Raw genomic sequence first — 20,186 nt, forward strand, 5'->3', positions numbered from 1 at the left:
GCCTAGAGACCCAGTTCGGCGGCGAACGAACCGGCCTCGAGCCGCTTCTTGATCGTCGTCAGGAAGCGACCGGCGTCGGCGCCGTCGATCAGGCGGTGGTCGTAGGTCAGCGGCAGGTACGACATCGATCGCACCGCGATCGACTCCGAACCGTCGTCGCCGGTGATGACCACCGGGCGCTTGACGATCGCACCGGTACCGAGCATCGCCGCCTGCGGCGGCACCAGGATCGGCGTGTCGAACAGGGCGCCCTGGCTCCCGATGTTGGTGATGGTGAAGGTGCCACCGGCCAACTCGTCGGGCTTGAGGCCGTTGGTGCGGGCACGGGCGGCGATGTCGGCGATGGCCCGGGCCAGCCCGGCGATCGAGAGGTCGTCGGCGTTGTGGATCACCGGCGAGAGCAGGCCCTGCTCGGTGTCGACGGCGATACCGAGATGCACCTTGTCGTAGTAGGTGATCTCCTTCTTGTCCTCGTCGATGGAGGCGTTGACGTTCGGATGCGCCTTGAGCGCCTCCACGACGGCCTTGGCGATGAACGGCAAGAAGGTCAGGTTCACACCCTCGGAAGCCTTGAACGACTCCTTGGCCGCCTTGCGCAGCGACACGATCTTGCTCATGTCGACCTCGAAGACCTGCGTCAGCTGAGCACTTGTCTGCAGCGACTCGCGGGTCTTCTTCGCGGTGATCTGCCGGATGCGGTTGATCTTCTGCGTGGTGCCACGCAGCGCCGCGAGTTCGGGCTTGACCTCCGGCGACGACGACGCGGCCGAAGCGGCTGCGGGCGCCGGTGCGGCGGCCGCAGCCGGGCTCGAGGCCGGCTCGGGGGCCTTCTTCGCCTCGGCGGCGGCGAGCACGTCCTGCTTGCGGATGCGGCCGCCGACCCCGGTGCCCTTGAGGCTCGACAGGTCGATGTCGTTCTCCGCGGCCAACTTTCGGACCAACGGGGTCACGTACGGGGTGGACTGCAGATCGGTGGAATCGTCGGCGGAGGCCACCTTGACCGGTTCGGGTTCCGGCTCACTCGTGGCGGCCGGCTCCTCGGACTTCGCGGGCTCGGACTTGGCGGGCTCGGGTTCGGGCTCCGGCTCCGGCTCTGGTTCGGGCTCTGGTTCGGGTTCCGGCGCGGGCTTCGATTCGGCGGCCGAGGCATCGCCGATCACCGCGAGCTTGCCGCCGACCTCGATGACGTCGTCCTCCTGCGCGAGGATCTCGAGCAGGGTACCGGCCACGGGGGACGGGATCTCGGTGTCGACCTTGTCGGTCGAGACCTCGAGCAGCGGTTCGTCCGCGGCGACCTCGTCGCCGACGGCCTTGAGCCAGTTGGTCACCGTGCCCTCGGTGACCGACTCGCCGAGTTCGGGCATCAGCACATCGGTTCCCGACGCTCCGCTGTCACCGGTGGCGGCGGCGGGCTTCTCGGCCGGAGCCTCCGCCTCGGTCGAGGGTGCCTCGGTGTCCTCTTCGGCCGCACCGGCTTCGGTCGGTTCGTCGCCGCCCGCCGAGTCGTCGGAACCGGCCGAGTCATCGGATCCGGAATCCCCGGAATCGTCGGCGCTCTCCCCGGCGTCACCGATCAGGGCGAGTTCGCCACCGATCTCCACGACGTCGTCTTCCTGGGCGATGATCTTGGTGAGGACGCCGGAGGTGGGGGCGGGGATCTCGGTGTCGACCTTGTCGGTCGACACCTCCAGCAAGGGCTCGTCGGCCTCGACGGTGTCGCCCTCTTCCTTCAACCACCGGGTGACGGTCCCCTCGGTGACACTCTCACCGAGGGCGGGCATCTGGACGGAGAAGGCCATTGCTGTTGACTCCTGAACTCGACGTGGTGGGTCTGCGTGTGAAGCGGGGTGTCGCGGTGTGTGCGCCGCGTCTCCCAGGCGTGTGGCGGGTGGCCCGGCGCCCATCGCTAGACCCTACCCGCCGTGCGCGCCACGGACGTGGTGTGTGGCGCAAAAGTGGCCGATCAGCCGTTGGCCGCGATGTCCTCGAGGACCTTGGTGATCGTCCGGACCGGTACGCCCGTACCACCCTTGGGCGTGTAACCCCAGGGACCGGCGGTGTTGAAGGCGGGACCGGCGATGTCGATGTGGGCCCACTGCACCCCGTCGGGCACGAACTCCTTGAGGAACAGGCCCGCGGCGAGCATGCCGCCCCACCGGTGCGGCGTGACGTTCGCCAGATCGGCGACCCGCGACTTGAGATCGGCACGCAGTTCCGCCGGCAGCGGCATGGGCCAGGCGTTCTCGCCGATCTCGGCCGACAGTGCCGACACCCGGTCGCGGAAGTCGTCGGTGCCCATGACGCCCGGGGTGCGGGTGCCCAGGGCAACCATCTGCGCCCCGGTCAGGGTGGCGGTGTCGATGAGGTAGTCCGGATCGTCCTCGCAGGCGCGCACGATGGCGTCGGCGAGCACGAGGCGTCCCTCGGCGTCGGTGTTGAGGACCTCGACGGTCGTCCCGCCGTACTGGGTCAGCACGTCGCCGGGACGCTGCGCGGTCCCCGACGGCATGTTCTCGGCCATCGGCACGGTGGCGATCACCGACACCGGCAGGTCGAGACGCGCGGCGGCGATGGTCGCCGCGATCACCGCGGCCGCGCCGCCCATGTCGGAGGTCATCTGATCCATGTTGGCGGCCGGCTTGATCGAGATGCCACCGGTGTCGAAGGTGATGCCCTTGCCGACGAGCGCCACCTTCTTGGCCGACTTCTTGCCCGCGTGGGTCAGTCGCACCAGCCGCGGCAACCGGGACGAACCCTTGCCGACGCCGACGATCCCGCCGTAGCCGTCCTTCTGCAGGGAGTCGAAGTCGAGGATCTCCACCTTGAGTCCGGCCTTCGCGCCCAGCTCGCGCGCACGCTCGGCGAACTCCTCGGGGTAGAGGTGGCTCGGCGGGGTGTTGACGAAGTCACGGGCGATGGCCACCGAATCCGCGACCGCGATGGCATGTGCGAGTTCGGCTTTCGCCGCCTTGTCGGCGGACTCGACCACGACGTGCACGGTGCCGGGTAGTTGCTTGGTCGACGCCGAGCGCGACGAGCGGAACTCCTCGAAGCGGTAGGCGCCGAGGAACAGTCCCTCGACCGCGGCACCGATGTCGGTGGAGCCCAGGGTGGTGGCGACGACGTCGAAGCCCTCGAGGGAGCGGATCGCGACGCCGGCGGCCTGGCGGAGTTTCTCCGGGTCGTCGAGCGCCTTCTCGTCGCCGACGCCGACGGCCACCACAACGCGTACGCCGAGTGATTCCGGCGCGGCCAGCCGGGTGACCTCGCCGTGGGAACCGGTGGCGCCCACCGCCGACAGCGCGGCGGTGATCGCCGCCGCCGACGCGTCGTCGAGGACGTCCGCGCCGAGCAGGGTCGGTGCCGCGGGGTTGGCGGTGGTGGCGTCGGCAGTGGTGTCCTCGGAGGAGGCGGCGACGAGGCCGAGCACGAGGGCCTCGTCGTCTTTGCCGATGGAGGTGGTCAGGGTGATCTGGGGACCGCGAGTGCGGTCGACGCTCTCGTTCTTGCTCACCCGACCAACCTTGCCACAGGCGCCTCGTCGGCTGCCCGTCATCCGACCGACCGACGTGCCGTCGGGACCGGGAACCCGCCGCGTCGAGACGGCGTTGCGCTGACGGTGTGACGACGAGGGACGGGGTGGGTAGCGACGATGCGGCGAACCAGGACGGCATGGGTGATCGCGGTGGTGGTGATCGTCGCCGCATGCACGGCGACGGTGATCGGTCTGCGGGCGTATCGCCATGACGACGACGCGGTGTCCCGGGCGGTGAACGGGATGACCGGCCAGTCGAGGCCCCCGTTCCCCGGCGTCGACACCACGGCACTGACGGCCTCCCGGGCCCGCATCATCGAGTCGGTGCGCACGGAATACGCGCGCAACGCGTCGGGTACCACCTATTCCGGCGGCGTCGACGAACCGTGGTGCGCCGACTTCGTCAGCACCGTGATGCACGAATCCGGTGTGCCGCTGGACAATCCGAACTCCGGATCGTGGCGCATCCCGGGGGTGGCGACGCTCTCCGACTACCTGCACACCTCGGGGCGCTGGCGTGGGCCGGGTCATCGTCCGCAGCCCGGCGACATCGTGATCTACGACAAACCCAGCCCGTGGGGCCAACACACCAACATCGTGATCGCCGTCAACGGCGATGAGGTGACGACCGTCGGCGGCAACCAGCCACCGGACGGGGTGACCCTGCACACCGCCGACCTCGCCGCCGATCCTGGGCTGCAGGGGTTCGGGGTTCCCGCCGGGAGCTGAGCTCCCGTGGTGATCGTCCTGGGCCCCGCGCTCGCGGTAGGTTGAGCGCCATGACCGAACTCCTCGCCGGACCCATTGCCGATCGACACGCAGCACTCGGGGCGAGTTTCGCCGAATTCGGCGGGTGGGACATGCCCGTTGCGTACTCGGGGACCGTCGCCGAGCACACCGCCGTACGCGAGGCCGTCGGCATCTTCGACGTGAGCCACCTCGGGAAGGCGTCGGTCGCCGGGCCCGGCGCCGCGGAGTTCGTCAACGCCACCCTGTCCAACGATCTCGCCAAGATCGCGCCGGGCAAAGCCCAATACACGTTGTGCTGCAACGATTCCGGTGGCGTCATCGACGATCTGATCGCCTATCTCGTCGCCGACGACGAGGTGTTTCTCGTACCCAATGCCGCCAACACCGCAGCGGTGGTCGCGGCGTTGACGGCGGTCGCGCCCGACGGTGTCACGATCACCGATCTGCACCGCGAGTACGCGGTGTTCGCGGTGCAGGGGCCGAAGAGTCCCGAGGTGCTCGCCGCGGTGGGACTGCCCACCGACATGGAGTACATGGCGTTCGCCGACGCCGAACTGTCGATCGACGGGGGTAGCGCGCCGGTGCGTGTGTGCCGGACCGGCTACACCGGAGAACGCGGCTACGAGATCCTGCCCCGATGGTCGCAGGCCGGCCCGGTGTTCGACGCGCTGATGGCTCAGGTCACCGCGTTCGGTGGGCTGCCCGCCGGACTCGGGGCGCGCGACACCCTGCGCACCGAGATGGGATATGCACTGCACGGCCACGAACTCTCTCCGGAGATCACCCCCGTCCAGGCCCGCACCGGGTGGGCGGTCGGCTGGAACAAGCCCGCGTTCTTCGGCCGCGAGGCGCTGCTCGCGGAGAAGGAGAACGGTCCGGCCCGTCGGCTCTACGGACTGCGGGCCACCGGTCGCGGGGTACCGCGTGCGGACTGCGACGTGCTCACCGCGGCAGGCGGCGACCGCATCGGCCTGTGCACCTCGGGCACCTTCTCGCCGACCCTCAAACAGGGAATCGCGCTGGCGCTCATCGACACCGCCGCAGGTGTCGGCAAGGGAGCCGAGGTGGTCATCGATGTGCGCGGTCGGGCGTTGCCGTGTGAGGTCGTGATCCCGCCGTTCGTCGAGTCGCACGTCTGAAGCCCGGCACGTCTGATCCCCGGCCCGCCTGAATCCCCGGCCCGGCGGAGACGGGAACCTGGCACCGATCGCCTTGTGCCGCGGCGCTACGATGGGCCCATGACCTTGCAGTTCACCCGTACCGAGCACCCGCACCCGGTGTCGGAGTCGCAGCGCGCGGACATCCTCGCCGCTCCCGGTTTCGGCAAGTACTTCACCGACAACATGGTGATGGTGGACTACGACGTGGACCGCGGTTGGTATGACGCCAAGGTGACCCCGTACGGCCCGATCGCACTCGATCCGTCGGCGATGGTGCTGCACTACGGCCAGGAGATCTTCGAGGGGCTCAAGGCCTACCGTCAGCCCGACGGATCGATCGCCGCGTTCCGTCCGGAGGCCAACGGCCTGCGCCTGCAGCGCTCGGGTGAACGTCTGGCGATGCCGCCGCTGCCGGTCGACGACTTCATCTCCTCGCTGCGGGCCCTGCTCGACGCCGACAACGAATGGGTGCCCGCCGCCGGTGGCGAGGAATCGCTGTATCTGCGGCCGTTCATGTTCGCCTCACAGGCGGGGCTGGGCGTCAACGCCCCGTCGACGCAGTACCGCTACTGCGTGATCGCCTCACCCGCAGGCGCCTACTTCGACGGCGGTATCAAGCCGGTCAGCGTGTGGCTGTCGACCGAATACGTCCGCGCGGCCCCGGGCGGTACGGGCTTCGCCAAGTGCGGCGGCAACTACGCCGCGAGCTTCCTGGCCCAGCAGCAGGCCACCGCAAAGGGCTGTGACCAGGTGGTGTGGCTCGACGCCGTGGAGCGCCGGTTCATCGAGGAGATGGGCGGGATGAACCTGTTCTTCGTCTTCGGCTCGGGCGCCGACGCGCGGCTGGTCACCCCGGAACTCACCGGTTCGCTGCTGCCGGGCATCACCCGGGAATCGTTGCTGACCCTGGCCACCGACGCCGGATTCGCCGTCGAGGAACGCAAGATCACCACCGAGGAACTCCGCAAGGGGGTGACGTCCGGCGACATCACCGAGGTCTTCGCCTGCGGGACCGCGGCCGTCATCACTCCGGTCGGCCACGTCAAGAGCGAGACCGACGATTACTCGATCGGGGACGGCACCCCCGGTGAGGTGACCCTCGCGCTGCGCGACACCCTCACCGGCATCCAGCGCGGCAAGTTCGCCGACACCCACGGCTGGATGACCGAGCTCTACCGGCGCTGAGGCGCTCTCACCACTCGGCGCAGTAGACGAACTCGGCGGCGGGACGCCGCAGGGCCTGCGTGATCGTCATGGCCAAGCGCATGTTGGTGGAGTAGCGGGCGATCCGCAGACCGGTCAGCTGGCCCGGCGAGCAGTCCAGCCGAGCTGCCGTCCGCGCCCACGTGGCGCCGCGACGGGTTCTCGCGGCGTCAAGTGTGGCGTAGAGCCGACCGAGATTCCACCGAAGGCGATGCGCGTCGTCGCATCGTGGGAGTTCGACGCCGACCGTCCCGGGTGCCGGGTCTGTGACGAAGTCCTCCGGGGCCGCGTCCAGCCACCACAGCAGCAACAACGAGTGCTGGCAGCCGGTGTTGCCGTGTGCGCGCAGGCGTGAGATCGCCGACGTGCTGAACGGGTGATCATCGGGGCGCGCAGCGTTGAGTGCCGCCGAGAGGTCCCACACCTGCCGGGCGAGTGCGTTCCAGGTCAACGATTGCTCCCGGCGCCGGGCGTCGAGCGCCGCATACAGTGCGAATCCGTCAAAATTGCAGTCCGGCAATGGCATACGCCAAGGATGCGCCGCGGCTGTGCAGTGTGCAGACCGACTCAGAGGATCAGTCCGACGAGAACGAGCGCGGTGCCGAGTTCGATCACGGCGCCGAGGACGTCGCCGACGATGCCACCCATCCGTCGTGCACAGTGCCGACTGAACAGCCAGGTGAACACGAGCATCACCACGATCGTCGCCCCCGCCTGCAGCCCGGCGGTGATCGAATGGGCGGTGACCGTGTCGGCGAGGCCGCCGATCACGACACCGACGGCGACCGCCACCACCGACCACACGACGACGGCGATGCGTTGTGTCCCGGCGACCAGCGCACCGAAGCCGTCGGGATGGGCCGGCGGCAGCGCCCGACGGCACGCGAGCACCGCGGCGACGCGTGCGACACCGATCGCCAGACCGAGCTCCCACCAACGACTCTGCGCGACCAGCGTCGCAATGCCGACCGCCTGCAGTGCCAGCACCAGGATCAGGGTCGCGGCACCGAACGGGCCGACCGAACCCGAGCGCATCACCTCGGTCACCCGCTCCGGCGGGCCGTAACACCCGAGTCCGTCGGCGGTGTCGGCGAGACCGTCGAGGTGCATACCCCGGGTCGAGACGGCGAACATACCGACGACGAGTACGCCGATCAGCGCATCCGGGGCGGCCGTGTACGACAGCCCCCAGGCGATCAGGGTCGCTCCCGCCGCGAGGAGCACGCCGACCACGGGTACCGCCGCGATGACCGCGCCGCCGAGCCGGCGATCGGGGGGTGCTGCGGTGACCCGCCGGGGTACGGGGAGCACGGTCAGCCACGACAGCGAGACGGCGATCGCGCGTACCGGTGTCATCGGTGTGTCAGGCGGACGACGAGGGTTGTGTCCCAGCCGGTTCCGGGTCGGCAGCGGAGTCCGGCGCGGCGTCGGCATCGCTGACACCGGCGTCGGCGAAGGTCGACATCGACGTCATGATGTCGACGGCCGAGAGCACCGTCGGCAGCGCGGACAACGCACCGGTGCCCTCACCCAGGCGCATCGAATAGGTGTGCAGCGGTTCGAGATCCAGATATTCCAGGGCGATGGCATGCGCCGGTTCGACCGAGCGGTGGCCGGCCAGCCACCACCGCGTGGCGCCCGGGGCCATCTCCACGGCGATGAGTGCGGCCGCCGTGACCACCACGCCGTCGAGGATCACCGGTGTGCGTCGCACCGCCGCCTGGGCGAGAAAACCGGCCATCGCAGCCAGATCGGCGCCTCCGACCGCCGCGATCAGCGCGAGCGGGTCGCTGCGATGACGACGCCCGCGGCGCATCCCGTCGCGGATCGCGGCGGTCTTGCGCATCCATCCGACGTCGTCGATGCCGGTGCCGCGGCCGACCACCTCGACGGGTTCGCGGCGCGCAAGGGTGCCGATGATGATCGCGGCGGGTGTGGTGTTACCGATCCCCATGTCACCGGCGATGAGCAGATCGGCGCCGGAGTCGACGAGATCATCGACGATGGCCCGTCCGGCGGCGAGGCCTCGACGCGCCTCGTCGATGGTCAGGGCGTCGGTGACCCGGAGATCGTTGCTGGAGCGCCGCACCTTGTAGGCCGAGACCTCCGGACCGGTGTCGGCGTCGACGGCGATGTCGGCGACCCGGACCGAGGCACCGCACCGACGGGCGAGCACGTTGACGGCCGCACCGCCGGCCGCGATGTTGGCGACCATCTGCGCGGTCACCTCCGGCGGGAAGGCCGACACCCCACCCTGGGCCACCCCGTGATCGCCGGCGAAGACCACGACGGTGGGCATCTCGATCGGCCGTGGGGGACAGACCCCTTGGCACGCCGAGATCCACACCCCGATCTCCTCGAGCCGGCCCAGCGAGCCGGGCGGCTTGGTCAGTTTGAGCTGGCGTGCCCGGGCCGCCTCGGCGACCTGTTCGTCGGGCAGGTCGATCGCGTCGAAGATCTCGGCGTCGGTCGCGTCGGGAATGTGGCCGGTCATCGGCGTCGCGGCTGCGGGCGTGCTCGCCGGAGCAGGCGGGACCGGTGGGGTGGCGACCGGTGGGGTGGCGGCCGGTGCAGCGGTCGACGCGGGCGTCTCGGCGTCGGTCGATCCCGGGGCCGCGGCCCGGGGTGCGTCGGTCAGGTCGATGACGCGGCCGGCCACGACGAGGACCACGTGATCACACACTGCGGCCACGGCCTCGTTGAGCGCGCCGAGTTGGTCCTGGAAGAGTCGGCCGGCCGGGGTCGGGGCCACCGGAGCCAATCCGACCTCCGGACTGATCAACACCAGATCGCCGGTGAATTCGGCTATCGCCGAACACAATTCGGCATTCTCGGCAGAGCGGTCGACGGGGGCCGTCGCCGACCATGCACCGGTGGCGTCGAGGCCGGCGGCCAGCCAGTTGCCCAGGTCGTCGACGAGTGTCGTCGTGTGCGGGTCGGCCCGCAGTTTCGACGCGAGATCGCTCGTCTCGACCGTCGTGTATCTCGGATCACGCCGTTGCCGATGTTTCTCGACGCGCGCGGTCCACTCGGCATCGGTCGTCAGCGTCGGCCCGGTGGCCACATAACGCACCGATGCGGCCTCGCGTAGCAACTGTTCGCCGTGTACGGACTTGCCCGACCGAACCCCGCCCAGGACCAGCGTCCGGACCCCTCGTGCGGTCATCGGCTCAGACTTCGTCGCCGGGGGAGACCTGCGGTTTGGGCGCGCGCATCTGACGTAGCTGCATCGCGCGGGTGAAGGCGTACCAGCCGAGCTTCAGACCGCCCTCGCCGGCGTCGGGATAGCGCTCGGCCACCCGCTTGTTGACCATGCGGCCGAGAATGACCCCGTCGATGGCCATCAGGATGACGAAGGCCAGCAGCAGGAAGGTCGAATACACCGCGATCGAGGGCACGAACATCACCACGATCAACACGATCGCGAACGGCATGAACAGTCCGGCGAAGTTGCGTCGGGAATCGACGAGGTTGCGCGTGTAGCGACGGGCGTCACCGCGATCACGCGGCATCAGGTAGCGCTCGTCGCCGGCCATCATCCGCTCGCGCTGCTCGAGGCGCTGGGCACGGCGGTCGGCCGACGCCTCCTTCTTGTCCTCCCGTGACATCGAGCTGCGCAGTTCCTTCTTGCGCGCGCGGGCCTCGGCCCGGGTCGTCGGCGGCGGGGCGACCGGTCCGCGGCGACGGCCCTCGGCCTCTCGGCGCGACGGGGTCGGGCGGCCCTTGGCGGGCGTATAAGCACTGCCACGCTGCGATTTCGAGAGATCAACCGAATCCGTCGAGTCGGAATCGTCAAGGGTCTCGACGGCCTCGTCCGCGGGTGCGGAGTCGTCCTTCTTCCATGGCAGTTTCACACCGACGAGCCTAGGTGATCCGCGCTGCCGTGATGCGCCGACCTCCCTATACTTGCCCCGCATGGCGGCCCCCGTGTTTTCCCCGGCCTTTCCGACGTCCCTCGGCGAGGTCCGATGCGCATCCTGATCGCACCCGACTCGTTCGGTGACACGCTGACCGCGGTGTCGGCGGCCGAGGCCGTCGCCCGCGGATGGCTCTCCGCCCGACCCGCCGACGAGGTGATCCGCGCACCCCAGTCCGACGGCGGGCCGGGTTTCGTCGCGGTCCTCGCCGGGCATCTCGGGACGCTGCACACCGAGACGGTCTTCGGGCCGCTCGGTGCCGCGGTAGACGCGCAGTGGCTGCTCGACGAACGCGATCCCGACCGTCCCGTTGCCTACATCGAATGCGCGCAGGCATGCGGCCTGCACCAACTCGGCGGTCGCCCCACGGCGCGCACGGCGATGGCCGCCGACACCTTCGGTGTGGGACAACTCGTCGACGCGGCCCTGCGCGCCGGGGCCGGCTCGGTGGTCGTCGGACTCGGCGGCAGCGCCACCACCGACGGCGGCCGGGGACTCGTCGAGGCCCTCGGCGGCCCGGATCGCGCGGTCGCGCGCTGTGCCGCGATCGAGGTGGTTGCGGCCTCCGACGTGGAGAACCCGCTACTCGGCGCACTGGGCGCGGCCGCGGTGTTCGGCCCGCAGAAAGGGGCCGACGCCGACACCCTCGGGCGTCTCGAAGAGCGCATGACCCAGTGGTCGCGGGTGCTCGCCCGCATGGCCGGGCGCGATGTCGGGGCCGACGCCGGCGCCGGGGCGGCCGGAGGTCTGGGTGCGGCGCTGCTGGCACTCGGTGGTCGGCGCGTCTCCGGCGCGACGGTGGTCGCCGAGGTCACCGATCGTGACGCCCAGGTCGCCGCCGCCGACCTGGTGATCACCGGGGAGGGCAAGTTCGACAGCCAGACCCTGCGCGGCAAGGTCGTCTCCGCTCTCACCACCACCGCTCGTGCGGCGTCGGTGCCGACACTGGTCGTCGCCGGGCAGATCGCGCTGACTCCCGAGGAGATCGCCGACGCCGGGATCGCCGCGGCACATTCGCTCGTCGACCACGCCGGATCGGTGCGCCTGGCGATGGACGATGCCGGCAACCAACTGGAGCGGATGGTTCGCGGAATCGCGGCGGCATGGCCGTGACCGTGCTGGGCCGGAGTCGGTGTGAACGTGACCCCGACGACATGGCCGGGGTCGACCGGCGGCGGGAATATGTCAGGACGGGGTACCGTTGAAGCCGACCGTACGAATGTGCGTTTCCGCGCGTCTGCGCGGGGACTGACCGCAACCGGCCCCACCGAGCCGGCCTCGACCAGCACTGAGGAGCATCGATGACTGTGCAGAACGAATCCGGCGCCGCCACCAGCACCGGAGTCATCCTGACCGACGCCGCCGCGTCGAAGGCCAAGGCCCTTCTGGACCAGGAAGGTCGCGACGACCTGTCGTTGCGCATCGCCGTGCAGCCGGGTGGCTGCGCCGGTCTGCGCTACCAACTGTTCTTCGACGACCGCAGCCTCGACGGTGACCTCACCGCCGACTTCGCCGGCGTCACCCTCGCCGTCGACCGGATGAGTGCTCCTTACGTCCAGGGCGCCACCATCGACTTCGTCGACACCATCGAGAAGCAGGGTTTCACCATCGATAACCCGAACGCGACCGGCAGCTGCGCCTGCGGCGACTCGTTCAACTGAGTCCGCGCGAGATCTCTCTTCTTCCGACCGCATTCCCGGACACCGGGGATGCGGTCGGATGCGTTGTGGCACCGGTCGGTAGCGTGAATGGTCGTTGCCGATCAGTATCGCCGAGCAGATAGGGCTGAAGACCCCCGTGACCATTTATGTGTGTGGCTCGATCGCTACCGACCATCTGATGAAGTTCCCCGGCAAGTTCTCCGAGCAGTTGCTCGGCGACCACCTCGACCACATCTCGCTGAGCTTCCTCGCCGAGGACCTCGTCGTCCGCCGCGGTGGCGTCGGCGGCAACATCTGCTACGCGATGGGCGAACTCGGTGGGGCCCCGGTCCTCGTCGGCGCCGTCGGGTCGGACTTCGACGACTACCGGCGCTGGCTGGAGGATCATGGCGTCGACTGCCGCGGTGTGCGGGTGTCGGACAAGCATCAGACCGCCCGATTCACCTGCACCACCGACGAGGTCATGGCGCAGTTGGCGTTCTTCTATCCCGGTGCGATGAGCGAGGCCCGCGAGATCACGCTTGCCGGGGTCTCCGCGAACGACGCCGAGCTCGTCCTCATCGGCGCCGACGACCCCGAGGCGATGGTCGCGCACACCAACGAATGCCGAGAACTGGGCATCCCCTTCGCCGCCGACCCCTCCCAGCAGCTCGCCCGTCTCGACGGGGAGTCCGCCCGCACCCTGATCGACGGCGCCATCTACCTGTTCACCAACGAGTACGAGTGGGGTCTGCTCCGCGAGAAGACCGGTCTCACCGAGGACCGCGTCCGAGAGATGGTCGGCACCCGCATCACCACCCTCGGCGCCGGCGGTGTCGAGATCATCGGCCGCGACGGCGAGCGTATCCACGTACCGGTGGTTCCCGAGTCGGCCAAGGTCGATCCGACCGGTGTCGGTGACGGCTTCCGTGCCGGTTTCTTGACCGCCGTGAGCAAGGGCCTCGGCTTCGAACGCGCAGCCCAGCTCGGGTCGATGGTCGCGGTGCTCGTCCTCGAGACGGTCTCCACCCAGGACTGGACCTGGGACCACGACTCGGCGATCGAACGCATCGAGGGTGCCTACGGCGCCGATGCGGCCGCCGAGATCAGCAAGGTGTTCTAGGCCGAGCCCGGCTCACAACCGCACCGGATAGGTGCGGTCGGTGATCTCCGGCACCAGCGACTTCTCCACGAAGATCGCGTGCCACACCATGAAGATCAACACCGTCCACAGGCGCCTGCTGTTGTCGACGGCCCCCTCGCGGTGCTCGGCGAGCATCGCGAGGACGGCCGGCTTGTTCAGCAGGTGCTCGGTCTGCGAATGGCTGATCGTCTCGTGCGCCCAGTCGTACATCTCGCCACCGGCCAGCCAATGCCGGATCGGCACCGGGAAGCCGAGTTTCTTGCGGTGCAACACATGTGGCGGCACGATCTGCTCGAGCGCCTTGCGCAGCGCGTACTTGGTGGTGCCGTGTGCGATCTTCTCGTCGAACGGAAGCGTCTCGGCGACGGCGAACACCTCGGGATCGAGGAACGGTACCCGCAACTCCAGGGAATTGGCCATCGTCATCTTGTCGGCCTTGACGAGGATGTCGCCGCGCAGCCAGGTGAACAGGTCGATGTGCTGCATCCGGGCCACCGGATCCCAGCCCTCGCTGCGCGCGTAGATCGGGGCGGTGACGTCGGTGTGCGTCCACTCCGGTCGGTAGTCGACGAGGACCGCACGCAGGCGAGCGTCGTCGAAACTACGGGCGTTGCCGTAATACCGCTCCTCCAGTGTCAGCGATCCGCGATGAAGCAGGCTCTTGCCGCGGGTGCCCTCGGGGATGCGGTCGGAGACCTTGCCCGCCGCCCGCCGCAGCATGCGCGGCAGCTTGTCGAACGCCGAGAGCGACAGCGGCTCCTTGTAGATGGTGTAGCCGCCGAACAATTCGTCGGCGCCCTCTCCGGAGAGCACCACCTTCACGTGTTTGCGGGCCTCGGCGGCCACGAAATAGAGGGGCACGAGTGCCGGATCGGCGACCGGGTCGTCGAGGTACCAGACGATTTTTCCGATCGCGTCGATGAACTCGGTCTCGTTGACGACCTTGATGATGTGACGCGCGCCGATCGCCTCGGCGGATTCGGCGGCGACGTCGATCTCGGAGTAGCCGTCGCGCTCGAAGCCGGTGGTGAAGGTGATGAGATCCGGGTTGTGGCGGATCGCCAACGCGGCGATCGCGGTGGAGTCGATCCCGCCGGAGAGGAACGAGCCGACCGTCACGTCGGCGCGCATGTGCTTGGCGACCGAATCGGAGAGGACGTCGGCGATCTCGTCGTAGCGTTTCTGACGTGTGGCGTCGGTGACCGGACGGACCCCGAATTGCGGGGTGAAGTATCGGGTCACCGAGGGGGACTGACCGGGCCGCACCGTCGCGTGGCATCCGGATTCCAGACGCCGGACCGCGGCATGCAGGGTTTCCGGTTCCGGGACGTACTGCAGTTCGGTGTAGTGCTCGATCGCGCGCGGATCGAGATCGGTCGACAGCTCGAGCCGATCGAGCAGTTCCAGCAGGCTCTTCTTCTCGCTGCCGAAGGCCGTTCCGCCGGGACCGGTGGCGAGGAACAGGGGTTTGATGCCGAACGGATCACGTGCCAGGAACAGCGATCCGGTGTCGGTGTCCCAGATGGCGAAGGCGAACATGCCGCGCAGCCGGCGCACCGCGTCGGGGCCCCAGTGGTGGAAGGCCGCGACGATCGCCTCGCCGTCGCCTTCGGTACGGAAGACCGCCTGTTCGTCGGCGGCGAGCTCGGCACGGATCTCCAGATAGTTGTAGATCTCACCGTTGAAGACGAGTGCGTAACGTTCCGGGCTGTCCGGGGGACCCCACCGCAGCGGCTGGTGCGAATGCTCGATGTCGATGATCGAGAGCCGGTTGAACCCGAAGACGAGGTGTTCGTCATGCCAGGTGCCCGGCTCGTCGGGCCCGCGGTGTCGCATGCAGTGGCAGGCTTCGGCGATGAGGTCGACGGCGGTGGCCGCCGATCCGTCGGGGGTCAGCAGACCGAGCAAGCCACACACAGGGATTCAGGCCTCTTTCGACATCGAGCGGTTCGAATGACAGAACGGGTCCGCAACACCGCGGTTCCGGACGGGTCCGAGTATGCCGCATCGTGGTCGGCAAGGCCGTCCGGCACCGCCGTGCAGAGGGCCGAAACCGCTCCCGAACAGGCGATGTCGGGGTCGGTCACAGGAATTCGACGCGCTGATCCACCCCAACCGAAAAAGTTCCCGTGAGTTGGTCTACGCTGCGTAGTACATAGGCGCGGCCGCGGTGTGACCGCGGTGCCCGCGGGCGTTTCGGCCGGTTGGTCGGATCCCTTCGGAGTCAACGCGTCGAGGCAGGTCATGTGGCATGCGACTCGCACGGCGGGACCGTCGCGGCGAGCGAGCAGGAAGGCGTGAAATTGGCACACGGTGAACGGCCCCGGGCCCGGCGTGTTTCGTCTGCATCGCGGATGATCAAGCGGTTCGGCATCGTCGCGATCCTCGCTGTCGGAGCTGTGGTGATGACGGGCTGCAGTGGCGACGAGATCGTGCGGTTCGGCTGGCCGGTCGGTGTTACCCCGCAGGCCGAGTCGATGCGCCACCTGTGGACCTGGTCGGTCATCGCGGCGTTGCTGATGGGCATCCTGGTGTGGGGTCTGATCTTCTGGACCATCACCTTCCATCGTCACAAGGAAGGCCAGGACGAGTTCCCGCGGCAGACCGCCTACAACGTCCCGCTGGAGCTGACCTACACGGCCATCCCGTTCGTCATCATCGCGGTGCTGTTCTACTTCACCGTCATCGTGCAGACCGACGTGGAGAAGAAGACCAACGACCCGAAGGTCGTCGTCGACGTCACCGCCTTCCAGTGGAACTGGAAGTTCGGATATCGCCAGGCCGAGGTCAACGGCCAGGAGAAGCAGTTCCCGAGCACGCTGGGCAACCCGTTCGACCTGCAGGTCCAGCAGAACACCCACGACGGCGAACCGCTGCCCGGACCGGCCAACGGCCGCGACGACGACATCCGCAACTACCTGCGGTTCGACAAGATCGAGACCATTGGTAGCTCCACCGAGATCCCGATCCTGGTCCTGCCGACCGATCAGCGCATCCAGTTCGAGCTGGCGGCCGCCGATGTCGTGCACTCCTTCTGGGTGCCGGAGTTCCTGTTCAAGCGTGACGTGCTGCCCTTCCCCGAGCAGAACCACACCGACAACGTCTTCCAGATCGAGAAGATCGAGCGGACCGGTGCGTTCGTCGGGCGTTGTGCGGAAATGTGCGGCACCTACCACTCGATGATGAACTTCGAGGTGCGGGCGGTCTCGCCGCAGGACTTCGACCGGTACATCACGTATCGGGATCTTCATCCTCAGGCCACCAATGCCCAAGCGCTGGAATCGATCTGCCAGCAGCCCGAGTCGGTGGTGACGGTTCCGTTCGACACCCGCCGCAAGAGCAATGGCACCGCCACGGCGACCGGCGACCCGAACAACACGCGGCTGGCAGGCTGCACGATCAAGGAGAGTGACTTCCAGTGAAGATCGAAGCCCGGCTCTTCGAGCTCCTGACGGCCTTCTTCTTCCTCGCCGGTGTGATCTACACGCTGTGCACGGCATTCACCTCGCACGGCGTGGAATGGGTCGGCGTGGTCGGCATGTACTTCAGTGCTGGTCTGACCCTGATCGCCGGAACCTACTTCCGGTTCGTCGCGCGACGCGTCGAGATCCGTCCGGAGGACTACGAGGATGCCGACATCGAGGACGGCGCCGGTGAGCTCGGCTTCTTCAGCCCGCACTCCTGGTGGCCGATCCTGCTCGCGGCGTCGGCCGCGATGTTCGCGATCGGCTTCGCCACCGGCAACATCTGGTTCTGCATCTTCGCGGCGGCCTGCATCATCGCCGCCGCCGCCGGAATGGTCTTCGAATACCACGTAGGCCCCGAAAAGCACTGAGAGAGAATCCTTCACGCTGTGATCGGCGCGGTCCACGCTTCTGCGTGGACCGCGCCGAGTGCGTTCAACCCGGAGAGGACCAGAGCGTGACACCGGCGGCGTCGTCGATGCGGACGTGCGGCCGGTCGTCGAGATCGATGTGCACGTCGATCCAGTCGCCACCGGCCACGGCACTGCTGCGGTAGCCGTATCGCGTGTTGGTCAGCGTCAGCGACTCGGTTCTCGCCGTGACGAGCCACGGGTGCCTGCGACGTAACCCGATCAGATCCTGGTGCGCCCGCATGATGTCGTGGCCCCAGTCGGCGAGCCCGGCCGGGGTGTCGGGAAAGGCCGGACGGACGGCGTCGTCGCCGCCGACCCGCTCTTGCTTGAGGCCGGTGAATCCCTGCTCGTCGCCGGAGTACACCGACGGCATACCACCGACGGTCAGCAGTATCGCCGCGGCGACGATCGCGTGATCCGGTCCGACGAGGCTCGCGATGCGGGTGACGTCGTGATTGCCGACAAAGGTGTTCGGCACGAACCGGGCCAGGAAGTCGTTGTGACGCACCAGGGCCCAGTTCAGTTCGAACAGGTTGCGGTCGGTGATGGCCGACCAGATCGCCTTCCACAGTTCGTACTGGGTCACCGAATCGACGCCGGACGCAGCGACGAAGGCGCGGTAGTCGCCGTGGATGACCTCACCGAGGAACCAGGCGTCGCCGTGGCTGCCGCGGACCTCGGGCAGCACCCGAGCCCAGAAGTCGACGGGGACCGAATACGCGGCATCCAGACGCCAGCCGTCGACGCCGCGGTCGAGCCAGTGGTTCATCACGGCCACCGCGTGGTCGGCGGTGCGCGGGGATGCGTGATTCAGTCGCACCAACGACGAATGACCCTCGAACACGCGGGGTCGGGGCCCGCCGTCGGCCGCCCAGTCGATGTCGAACATGTCGGTCTCGGTGCCGGGCCCCTCGTGCAGCGCGCGCAGCACCGCGGGGTGCCGATCGCCGACATGGCTGAAGACCCCGTCGAGGACCACCCGCAGCCCCCGTGCCCGACACTGCGCGACGAGATCGTCGAAATCCTGCTGCCGGCCGAGGCGGGGATCGATCCGGAACGGGTCGACGACGTCGTAGCCGTGAGCCTGCGAGGCGAAGACCGGACCCAGCAACAGCCCGGAGGCACCGAGTTCGACGGCGTAGTCCAGCCAGTTCAGCAGACGGCGTAGTCGGGGAGCCGGGGTCGCGTCGTGGTCCCGGATCGGTGCACCACAGAATCCGAGAGGGTAGACGTGCCACCAGATGGCGTGGTCTGTCCATCGCACGGCGGGCCTCCTGTCGTGATATCGGAAAAGAGCGGCATCGGCAAAGACAGGCATCGGCAAAGATCTGGGACGGATCGGTGTATTCGGGCAGGCGCCCTCTCAGGGCTTGCCGACGACGCTGGAGCCGTACACCTTGAGGGCACGATAGGCGACGGTGAAGGTGGCGTCGCGGTACGACTCGCCGATCTCCCCGTCGTGCGCGACGACCACCGGCTCCTCGGAGGTGAACGAGAACTCCGGGACCTGCATCTCCCGATAGGAACGCGAGCGTTGCAGGCGGCCGCTCAGCAGCCCGAAGACCAGCCGCGCAAAGGCCCAGCGCCCGCCGGCGACGAGGAAGCGGACGTCGAGGAGCCCGTCGTCGAGGCGTTCGCGACGGGCCGGGGCGAACCCGGACGAGCCGTACATCGAGTTGCCGAGCAGGAATAACGTGACGTCGAGTTCCTCGCCGTTGACCCGGATGCGCTGCGGGGTTGAGTGGCGCAGAACGTGCACGATCGCCAGGGTGCTGGCCAGCGCCTTCCCGGTCCGGTTCTCCAGCCGTTCGCGTGCTCGCACGAAGTGGGGGTAGGAGCCGATGCTGGCGGTGTTCAGCACGACCCGATCCGAGCCCAGCCGGGCAGCATCGACGCGGGTCACCCTTCCCTCACGCAGGGCTGCGATCGTGTCGTCGGCGGTCGTGGTCCCGACGTCGCGGGCGAAGTGATTGAACGTGCCGCCGGGAAAGACCGCGAGCGGGGTGTCGGTGGCCAGCGCCGCTGCCGCCGCGGTGGCCACCGTTCCGTCGCCACCGCACACGGCGAGCACGTCGCAGGCATCGGCGGCGTCGCGGGCGATCGCGGCGAAGTCGTCACCCGAGTCGAGTTCCACGATTCGGGCGGCGGGCAACTCGGCACGGATGCGGTCGCGGATCCGCGCACCCCGGCCGTCGCCGGATGCCGGATTCAGCAACACGGTGACATTGGCGCCGTCGGTGACCTCGGGTGCCTCGTCGCGAGTGGGGCGGGGAATCGAGATCCGGCGGCGGGTGATCGGCGGTGCGATCTGACCGCCCGCGGTAGCCACGGCGGCACCGATCCCCAGGCCGATCGCCACGTCTCCCGGATAGTGCACACCGGTGGCCACCCGGGAGAATCCGACCAACCCGGCAAGCGCCGACATCGCCAGTCCCGCAAGAGGGTTCTCGATCGCCACTCCGGTGGCGAAGGCGGCAGCGCTCGCGGAGTGCCCCGACGGCAGGGAGTTGGAGGTCGGGAGCGTTCGGCTTCGGCGGGGAGCGGGTACCAGGGCGGCGGTGGGGCGCGGCCGTCGTCGCACGCGCTTGGCGACCTGGTTGGTGACCAGACTGGTGACGGCCAGCGAGCCGAGCCCGCGAACGGCACCGCGTTGCAGATCCGGCCGGCCGCTGGCGGCGAGCCCGGCAGCGATCGCGATCCACAACTTGCTGTGGTCGGCCGCTCGTGTCAGCGGCGGCATCGTGGCGTCGAGCAGTGGGCTGGGGGAGCGGGCGATGGAGTCGTAGACGGCGGCGTCGAGGGAACCGAGGCCGCGGGTCACGCGGTCGGCTCGCCGCGCGATCGCCCGGGCGCGGAAGCGGTCGACGATGGTGCGGGGCATGGTTGTCACCGTACTGGCCGGGCCGGTGCAGCGGGCGAATCGGACACAACGACATCGGCTGCCGTCACGTGATCCGTGA

At 68.8% G+C, this 20,186-nt stretch carries 17 protein-coding genes; 8 read left to right on the forward strand and 9 right to left on the reverse strand.

The window, feature by feature from the left end; all coding sequences use genetic code 11:
- Positions 1-2: 2 nt before the first annotated feature.
- On the reverse strand, positions 3-1,799 hold the full coding sequence (gene sucB, locus QNM97_RS08420) for a 2-oxoglutarate dehydrogenase, E2 component, dihydrolipoamide succinyltransferase (protein WP_283822354.1): 1,797 nt from the start codon (positions 1,797-1,799) through the stop codon (positions 3-5).
- Positions 1,800-1,963: 164 nt separating this feature from the next.
- Complete coding sequence (locus QNM97_RS08425; RefSeq protein WP_283822355.1) at positions 1,964-3,514, reverse strand: leucyl aminopeptidase; 1,551 nt, start codon at positions 3,512-3,514, stop codon at positions 1,964-1,966.
- A 138-nt stretch (positions 3,515-3,652) separates the two neighbouring features.
- On the opposite strand from QNM97_RS08425, the gene QNM97_RS08430 reads away from it, so the two are divergent.
- The 3 genes from QNM97_RS08430 to QNM97_RS08440 all read left to right on the forward strand — a co-directional run bounded on the left by QNM97_RS08430 (position 3,653) and on the right by QNM97_RS08440 (position 6,630).
- Entirely contained in the window at positions 3,653-4,264 is a 612-nt protein-coding gene (locus QNM97_RS08430) for a CHAP domain-containing protein (RefSeq protein ID WP_283822356.1), read from the forward strand.
- Between the two features lie 50 nt (positions 4,265-4,314).
- On the forward strand, positions 4,315-5,424 hold the full coding sequence (gcvT, locus tag QNM97_RS08435) for a glycine cleavage system aminomethyltransferase GcvT (RefSeq protein WP_208791644.1): 1,110 nt from the start codon (positions 4,315-4,317) through the stop codon (positions 5,422-5,424).
- A 99-nt stretch (positions 5,425-5,523) separates the two neighbouring features.
- Positions 5,524-6,630, forward strand: a complete 1,107-nt coding sequence (locus QNM97_RS08440; protein WP_283822357.1) for a branched-chain amino acid aminotransferase — start codon at positions 5,524-5,526, stop codon at positions 6,628-6,630.
- Between the two features lie 7 nt (positions 6,631-6,637).
- On the opposite strand, the gene QNM97_RS08445 is transcribed toward QNM97_RS08440, so the two are convergent.
- Genes QNM97_RS08445 through QNM97_RS08460 form a run of 4 tightly spaced genes read right to left on the reverse strand, consistent with a single transcriptional unit; the run spans position 6,638 to position 10,502 of the window.
- Positions 6,638-7,174 (reverse strand): hypothetical protein, encoded by a 537-nt coding sequence (locus QNM97_RS08445; protein WP_283822358.1) that lies wholly within the window; start codon positions 7,172-7,174, stop codon positions 6,638-6,640.
- A gap of 41 nt (positions 7,175-7,215) precedes the next feature.
- On the reverse strand, positions 7,216-8,004 hold the full coding sequence (locus QNM97_RS08450; RefSeq protein ID WP_283822359.1) for an adenosylcobinamide-GDP ribazoletransferase: 789 nt from the start codon (positions 8,002-8,004) through the stop codon (positions 7,216-7,218).
- A gap of 7 nt (positions 8,005-8,011) precedes the next feature.
- On the reverse strand, positions 8,012-9,814 hold the full coding sequence (gene cobT, locus QNM97_RS08455; RefSeq protein WP_283822361.1) for a nicotinate-nucleotide--dimethylbenzimidazole phosphoribosyltransferase: 1,803 nt from the start codon (positions 9,812-9,814) through the stop codon (positions 8,012-8,014).
- Positions 9,815-9,818: 4 nt separating this feature from the next.
- Entirely contained in the window at positions 9,819-10,502 is a 684-nt protein-coding gene (locus QNM97_RS08460; RefSeq protein WP_283822362.1) for a DUF3043 domain-containing protein, read from the reverse strand.
- Between the two features lie 114 nt (positions 10,503-10,616).
- Here QNM97_RS08460 and QNM97_RS08465 point away from each other — a divergent pair, with 114 nt between their 5' ends.
- From QNM97_RS08465 to QNM97_RS08475, 3 genes are all read left to right on the forward strand, one after another.
- The gene (locus tag QNM97_RS08465; protein WP_283822363.1) at positions 10,617-11,678 is read left to right on the forward strand and encodes a glycerate kinase family protein; all 1,062 of its coding nucleotides are present in this window, start codon (positions 10,617-10,619) and stop codon (positions 11,676-11,678) included.
- Positions 11,679-11,866: 188 nt separating this feature from the next.
- Positions 11,867-12,226: a HesB/IscA family protein gene (locus QNM97_RS08470; protein WP_006370552.1), complete on the forward strand. Its 360-nt coding sequence runs from the start codon at positions 11,867-11,869 to the stop codon at positions 12,224-12,226.
- Positions 12,227-12,362: 136 nt separating this feature from the next.
- Complete coding sequence (locus tag QNM97_RS08475) at positions 12,363-13,328, forward strand: carbohydrate kinase family protein (protein ID WP_283822364.1); 966 nt, start codon at positions 12,363-12,365, stop codon at positions 13,326-13,328.
- Between the two features lie 12 nt (positions 13,329-13,340).
- Here QNM97_RS08475 and asnB read toward each other — a convergent pair whose 3' ends face one another.
- Positions 13,341-15,266, reverse strand: a complete 1,926-nt coding sequence (gene asnB / locus QNM97_RS08480; RefSeq protein WP_283822365.1) for an asparagine synthase (glutamine-hydrolyzing) — start codon at positions 15,264-15,266, stop codon at positions 13,341-13,343.
- Between the two features lie 437 nt (positions 15,267-15,703).
- Between asnB and ctaC the strand changes: the two genes are divergently transcribed.
- Positions 15,704-16,771, forward strand: a complete 1,068-nt coding sequence (gene ctaC / locus QNM97_RS08485) for an aa3-type cytochrome oxidase subunit II (protein ID WP_208791635.1) — start codon at positions 15,704-15,706, stop codon at positions 16,769-16,771.
- Positions 16,768-17,184, forward strand: coding sequence for a cytochrome c oxidase subunit 4 (locus QNM97_RS08490; RefSeq protein WP_208791634.1), 417 nt, complete (start codon positions 16,768-16,770; stop codon positions 17,182-17,184). The genes ctaC and QNM97_RS08490 overlap by 4 nt, the downstream gene beginning before the upstream one ends.
- Positions 17,185-17,248: 64 nt before the next feature.
- Here QNM97_RS08490 and QNM97_RS08495 read toward each other — a convergent pair whose 3' ends face one another.
- On the reverse strand, positions 17,249-18,490 hold the full coding sequence (locus QNM97_RS08495; protein WP_283822366.1) for an alpha-amylase family protein: 1,242 nt from the start codon (positions 18,488-18,490) through the stop codon (positions 17,249-17,251).
- A 99-nt stretch (positions 18,491-18,589) separates the two neighbouring features.
- Positions 18,590-20,107: a bifunctional phosphatase PAP2/diacylglycerol kinase family protein gene (locus tag QNM97_RS08500; RefSeq protein ID WP_283822367.1), complete on the reverse strand. Its 1,518-nt coding sequence runs from the start codon at positions 20,105-20,107 to the stop codon at positions 18,590-18,592.
- Between the last annotated feature and the right edge of the window lie 79 nt (positions 20,108-20,186).

This window comes from Gordonia sp. L191 (genome assembly GCF_030077625.1).
In the GTDB taxonomy this organism is placed as follows: Bacteria; Actinomycetota; Actinomycetes; order Mycobacteriales; family Mycobacteriaceae; genus Gordonia; species Gordonia polyisoprenivorans_A.